Origin of the sequence: Vibrio sp. FF145 (assembly GCF_041439075.1) — a bacterium.
Classification (GTDB): Bacteria; Pseudomonadota; Gammaproteobacteria; order Enterobacterales; family Vibrionaceae; genus Vibrio; species Vibrio tasmaniensis_A.
Window position 1 is genome coordinate 7,647 of record NZ_JBGONH010000002.1, and the last position, 6,110, is coordinate 13,756.

Consider the following 6,110-nt stretch of genomic DNA (forward strand, 5'->3'; position numbering starts at 1 on the left):
ACTAGAGACTAGAGACTAGAGACTAGAGACTAGAGACTAGAGACTAGAGACTAGAAACTAGAGACTAGAGCTAGGCAACTATCTAATGATTGACGTAGCAAACCGAGAATGGAACAGATAATCGCTCGAACTCTTTGATCCATCGCCATTGGTTGTCTTGCAATTTATCGCCGGGCCCTTTGACCTCAATCCAATGAAATTCATCGTCCTTGAACGCAATCAAATCCGGCATCCCAGTTCTAAATAGCTTTAAATCACTGAGCATCACTTTGAATAGCTCGACGATTAAGGCGTTCGGAATAGCCTCCATACTGTGCTCAATGAGTGCTTTAGGGAAATGGTTCCAATGAACGAATGGATTTGCGATACCGTATTTCTGGTCGTAGATATCCAGCAATTGGTTTAGCCCTTGCTCGGATATGGTTTGAAACACAGCCTCGATCTGTTCAACTCGCTTGTCTACGAAATTTGAATGGTACAGATCCAGAGGGCGATGTTGGTAGCGATTGATAAAGGCGCCTTCTACGTCTGCGAAAATGACATCCCAGAAAGCCAAACCAAACAAGCCACACAGAAAACTGTTTTCAGAAAAGTAGACATCCCAACCTTGGTTTTCCAAGTGTTGCTTCACCGCAAGTTCAACTCGCGTTTGGCTGAGGTCTAATTCCAGTTTTATCTCTTTGCAGCTCGGTTTTATGGTTCGAGAAACTTTGTGGCCCTGTTTCCGTAGTAGCCTGTCTTCAAGCTTAGCCGCGATCTCCAACTCTGATACATCTGATGGATTCGCTTTCATTTGCGTGACAATGTCACACATTAAGTTTAGCTCGTCTTGCTTGTCATAGATGCGTGCAAGTCGTTCTCTGCTTGGAGGAAGTACGGATTGTTTGAACCAAAAGACAGCTTGATCGTTTTGGTTGAGCCTTTCTAGATCGCGAGCGATATTATTGATCAAACGCGATCGTTTTCTGGCAATGTTTCTGTGCTCTGATTCTTCAGGAATCGAATTTAAAAGCAGCTCCAGAAACTCACCGTCTTTGCGGTCCCCTTCTGAATACAAGCGTTGAATATCACGTATCTGGAGCAGTTGATTGAGCTGTTCTCTAGAGGTGAAGAAACGACGCTGTTTACTTAATGGGTAGTTTTCGAAGGTGTTGAGTCCAAGATCGCTAAGAACGAATTGGCTTAGGTCTTGATAAGTATTGGCAAAGAACAGTAGCAGCAAGACATCAATAACTTCAGATTTGACAACGTAAATACAATCGAACGACAAGTTTTGAAACTTATTAAAAGGTTGGTGATCGAGCAAAGCCAAGAGTTCGTCTTTCTTCGCTATCTTATTGTTCATCAGAAATGGGAATGCGCTGAACAGCTCTGGTTTAGTCAGTAGATGCAATCCTAATTCGAGATCACTAATGACAAGATTATGTTGTTCGGTAGGGTGGCTTAACGCAATGAAGTTCGATGTGTTTAGCTCTTGTAGTGCGCTTTTCAGGTCTGGAATTTCAGCATAGTTGAGCTTATCACTTCGAAACCAGCAGCCCTTGCGAGAAAGCAAACGAATCATTAGACACTGGCTTGCAACTGAAAGACGTTTGTATTCAGACAACCAATGGCATTCATCGTCACTCAGCAGATCAGGATAGAGTGTTTGAGCGTGTTCAATCAGTCGATTGAAGTTGTCGAGATAATAAGTAGGGGAGAGCTGAGAAGTGGTTTCTATCGTCAATGGATTAGTCGCTTGATACAAAAAGAGCCTAACCCTAAGGTTAAGCTCTTTCTATTTTTAATCAATCGAGAACTGAATTAAGCGCTTGCTTGCTTAAGTTCTGTTGCTTTCGCTTCTGAGATTGGTTTAGTCACGATAGCTAGAACAATACACACGGCCATCATAGCAGCAGATATTGTGTAAGCTAGGCCGTAACCTTCGCCATTCGTCATTGAGTAACCAACAACCGCAGCACCGATAGCACCACCAATACCCCATGCCGTGTAAAGCACGCCGTAGTTAGTACCGTAGTTTTTCAGGCCGTAGAATTCCGCAGTTAGTGTTGGGAATACTGCTAGAAGTGTACCGTAACCAACAGCTGCGATAGCCGTACCAATGATTAGCGTGAATTCAGAGTTGAACGTAGCGAATAGAGCCATGTTCGCGCCTTGAAGGATGAACGCTAGAAGTAGAGTACGTACGCCACCGATTTTATCTGCAAGCATACCTGCAGCAACACGACCGCCTGAGTTGAATACAGCAAGGATAGACGCTAGGTAAACCGCGTTTGGTAGGTTCGCTTGAACGCTAGCAATCGTAGTGATGTTGCCGATGATCATAAGACCAACAGAAGCAGCAAATGCGTACATGATCCATAGAGAGTAGAACTGAGGAGTCTTCAGCATTACTTTCCATGTTAGGTCTTCAGTCTTCTTAACCGCTTTAGGTGCTTGGCCTTCTTTTACTTTAGGCTCTGCTGGCGTGTAATCCGCTGGTGGGTTGTTGATCGTTGCCGCTAGAGGTACTGCGATTGCAAGTACACCAACACCAAGAATCATAAAGCTTGTTTGGATACCCATGCTATCGATTAGCGCAGAAGTTAGTGGTGCTAGGTAAATAGCAGCAAGACCGAAGCCTGCAGCGATTAGACCGTTAACCATACCTTTCTTAGAAGAATGGAACCATTTCATTGCTGATGGAGAAAGACATGCGTAACCGAAGCCGATACCAGCACCTGTCATCACGCCAAACGTTAGGTTTAGCATCATAGGAGTCGTAGCGAAACCAGAAGCAATCATACCTAGGCCAGTAAGCGCTGTACCAAGAATAAGGATCTTACGTGGACCCATACGGTCTTGTAGGATGCCTGCAACAAGAAGACAAACAGAGAATGTGATAGTTGCAATAGCGTAAGGTGAAGATGCTTCTGCTGCACTCCAACCAGCTTCAGTCACTAGCGCCTTGTTAAATACACTCCAAGCATACAGGATGCCAAGACAAAGGTTGATACAGAAGCCTGCTAGCAGGATACGTGATGCTTTATCAATCTTGCTCATTTTTATTCTCAGTTTTGTCGTTGGTCAGTGGTGAGCCACTGAACTAAAGACGGGTTATTGTGATTGTTTCTTCAAAATTAGTTTGCGTTTATCAACAGACAACGCAAAAGAGCGCGGATTATAACCAATAAAAATGTGATTGGAATCTCTTTTTCCATTTTTGGTAAATAAACCCAAAGTTGTTAATGGGTTGTTTTTTGTTGGTTTGTAAGTTGTTTTCAATACCTTTCTATTTTGTTCTTTTTAGCGTGGCGGGCTTATTTTTTAAGGGGTTCTTCGATACACATTTCAGATTGTCCACGTATCCCGTGCGGATATCACAGAGTTACGAATTATTTTAAATATTTTCCAAGGTTAATTTTGTGTAACAAAATAAATCGAAATGACGCTTTATTCATATGAGACAAGGGTTAACGTAGGTTTATTAAAAACAGTATGTTAAATGATTGTTAACTTGTGTTTTTGTTGGCACTCTTGCTTACATTTTGTTCAACTTGAGGGGTTGTGTTGAACAAAAAAAGTGGGAAAATAGTACGCAAACTGAGATTCCAAATTTGAAAGGATGCGTTTCCAACCTATGGTGAGGCGAGTATTATGAAACTGTTTTTAATTTTATTGATGTCAATTTCTGGTGGTGTAGCGGCAGCTGACCATATTCACTCTTTCCTATTCGGCTTCTATATTGCGGCATTAGCAGTTGGTAGTTGTTACTGGCTGGCATTCCGTAGCACGCGTTTCCCACAGTTAGCATTAATGCTATTGATGTGTGGCTTTTTTGCAAAAATTGCAGTGACCGTTATCGGTGTTTCTTGGGGTATCTCAAACGATATCATTCAATCGCCGTTCATTTTCTCATTGTCATACCTTTTCTTCTTGGTCGTAGTGACTTACGTTTGGTTTGCATACCGCGATAAGTTGACGCTTAAAAAGCGCGCTAAGCAGGTAGAAGAGTCTCGCAAACAAGCCGCTGTATAATTCAGAATTCTAAAAAGGAGCCTTCTTCGGAAGGCTCTTTTGATCTGCCCTCTCTTAACTCTATTATTTGGTTATGATTGCAGATAAAAGAACCCCCAGTATGGTGACATACTGGGGTTTCTTGTTATTTATCTATTATCTAGCCGCTATCATTTAGCAAAGACAGTTCTTAATGCGTGTTACTTCTTCATCAACTTCGCTAGATCGGCGAAAGGGTTGTGCGTCGCTGATTGGTGGTCGTCTAAACGAGCCTTGGCATCAACGCCATAGCGGTCATGGTCTGTGTATTTTGAGTGTTCATGATCGTGACAGTAAAGGCACAATAGTTCCCAGTTACTTCCGTCTTCAGGGTTGTTTGTATGGTCGTGATCGACGTGGTGAACGGTCAGCTCTCTTAAGTTCGAGTAAACAAATTCACGCGCGCACTTACCACAAACCCATGGGTACAGTTTCAGTGCTTTTTCACGGTAGCCTTTCTCTTGGCGAGCGTACGCTGCACTCGAGCCAGTGTAATCAGAAGACATTGCCAAATCCTTATCAATTGTAATCTCCCGATTTTATCACAGCTTTCTTTAACCTGTAGGCATGTCGTGACTAAATCATGTTTCGTACTAACCGTTATGTGGCTTAGGTTTGATTGGACACTTATCTTTTACGTGTGCTATCTCATAAAGCAGGTTATTTCTTTCTGGAATAAGCCATGCTTAACAGTTTGAAAAGAAATTGTATTTAGGGGTTTTAACCAAGGGAGCGTGACCTAATATCAGTTAAAGCTACCCTATATTAATAAGGAAATATCATGTCAGAACAATACACACCGCCAAAAGTTTGGGTTAACGATACTGATGGTGGTAACAAGTGGGCAAATATCAATAGTTCTGAATCTGGCGCTCGCTTTGATAAAGAGCTTCCTGTTGGTGACCATGCTTTTCAATTGTATTCTCTTGGTACACCTAACGGTCAAAAAGTCACTATCTTGCTGGAAGAGTTGTTAGCGGCAGGTGTTAAAGAAGCTGAATATGATGCGTATTTGATTAACATTGGTGAAGCTGAACAGTTCTCTTCTGGTTTTGTGAGGGTTAATCCAAACTCCAAAATACCGGCACTCGTTGATAAGTCTGGTGCTGAAGATGTGAATGTTTTCGAATCGGCATCTATCCTGATGCACTTAGCTGAAAAGTTTGGTCACTTCTTGCCAAAAGAAGGGGCAGCGAGAACACAAACCATTAACTGGTTGTTCTGGGCTCAAGGTTCAGCACCATTCCTAGGTGGTGGTTTTGGTCACTTTTACGCTTACGCTGATGAAAAGCAAGAGTACCCAATTAACCGTTTTGCGATGGAAGCTAAGCGTCAGTTAGACGTGTTAGATAAACAACTCGCCAATAGCGATTTTGTAGCAGGAGAAGAGCTAAGCATCGCTGATATCGCGATTTGGCCTTGGTATGGCAACCTTGTGCTAGGAAAAATCTACGATGCAGCTGAGTTCCTACAAGTTGAGTCTTACACCAACGTTGTACGCTGGGCGAAGCAACTAGAAGCGCGCGAAGGTTTCCAACGAGGTCGAGTAGTGAACCGTTCATTCGGTGAAGAGTGGGAGCAAGTCCCCGAGCGCCATTCTGCAGAAGACATTGACCGAGTTTTAAAGCTTAAGCCTTAGTTTTTTTGGAACGTGTTTTTGGGCAGATATACCCTATCGGTCTTAATGTTAATGGCTAATTGAAATGCTGTATCTCTAACGAGGTATGGCATTTTTTTGTATTAGGTACTGGAATGTTTCGCAGTTGGAATAAGGATCTCAAATTTGTTTTTTATTTAAAATTCAATTGCTTATTGGTGGGTGCTTTTATCGTTAAGACAAAAAACAATAGTCATCGAGGTGGAGTAAATCGATAAGATAGCGGTCCATTTTAAACTACGATTAACATCGCTCAATGAAAAAAAACATAATTGCGCTGGCTATCATATCCACGGCTCTTTCAGGATGTAATGACGATTCACGAACCTATGGTGGCACCCCTGACACATTGCCTCCAGCGGACATCATTCCACCAACGGATATTCTTCCGCCGACTGACATCATTCCACCAACGGAT

General features: G+C 42.6%; 5 protein-coding genes. 2 read left to right on the top strand and 3 right to left on the bottom strand.

Translation table 11 applies throughout. The annotated features are described in order from the left end of the window. Positions 1-82 precede the first annotated feature (82 nt). Together ACED42_RS01105 and ACED42_RS01110 are read right to left on the bottom strand one after the other, a co-directional pair. The gene (locus ACED42_RS01105) at positions 83-1,747 is read right to left on the bottom strand and encodes a VRR-NUC domain-containing protein (RefSeq protein ID WP_371701038.1); all 1,665 of its coding nucleotides are present in this window, start codon (positions 1,745-1,747) and stop codon (positions 83-85) included. 56 nt (positions 1,748-1,803) lie between these two features. Further along, on the bottom strand, positions 1,804-3,042 hold the full coding sequence (locus tag ACED42_RS01110) for an OFA family MFS transporter (protein ID WP_009844864.1): 1,239 nt from the start codon (positions 3,040-3,042) through the stop codon (positions 1,804-1,806). Positions 3,043-3,636: 594 nt separating this feature from the next. Between ACED42_RS01110 and ACED42_RS01115 the strand changes: the two genes are divergently transcribed. Next, positions 3,637-4,017 carry a hypothetical protein gene (locus tag ACED42_RS01115; protein WP_012600906.1) on the top strand — a complete coding sequence of 127 codons (381 nt, stop codon included), beginning with the start codon at positions 3,637-3,639 and terminating at the stop codon, positions 4,015-4,017. A 179-nt stretch (positions 4,018-4,196) separates the two neighbouring features. Here the strand turns inward: ACED42_RS01115 and ACED42_RS01120 are convergent, their stop codons facing one another. Beyond that, a complete protein-coding gene (locus tag ACED42_RS01120) occupies positions 4,197-4,541 on the bottom strand; it encodes a YajD family HNH nuclease (protein WP_004730279.1) in 345 nt (114 codons plus the stop codon). Between the two features lie 275 nt (positions 4,542-4,816). Here ACED42_RS01120 and yghU point away from each other — a divergent pair, with 275 nt between their 5' ends. Further along, positions 4,817-5,674 carry a glutathione-dependent disulfide-bond oxidoreductase gene (gene yghU / locus ACED42_RS01125; protein WP_371701040.1) on the top strand — a complete coding sequence of 286 codons (858 nt, stop codon included), beginning with the start codon at positions 4,817-4,819 and terminating at the stop codon, positions 5,672-5,674. The last annotated feature ends 436 nt before the right edge of the window (positions 5,675-6,110 follow it).

Bases quoted from the DNA above. Each gene is read 5' to 3' on its own strand.
- ACED42_RS01110 (WP_009844864.1), bottom strand. From the start codon at position 3,042: ATGAGCAAGATTGATAAAGCATCACGTATCCTGCTAGCAGGCTTCTGT.
- ACED42_RS01115 (WP_012600906.1), top strand. From the start codon at position 3,637: ATGAAACTGTTTTTAATTTTATTGATGTCAATTTCTGGTGGTGTAGCG.
- ACED42_RS01120 (WP_004730279.1), bottom strand. From the start codon at position 4,541: ATGTCTTCTGATTACACTGGCTCGAGTGCAGCGTACGCTCGCCAAGAG.
- yghU (WP_371701040.1), top strand. From the start codon at position 4,817: ATGTCAGAACAATACACACCGCCAAAAGTTTGGGTTAACGATACTGAT.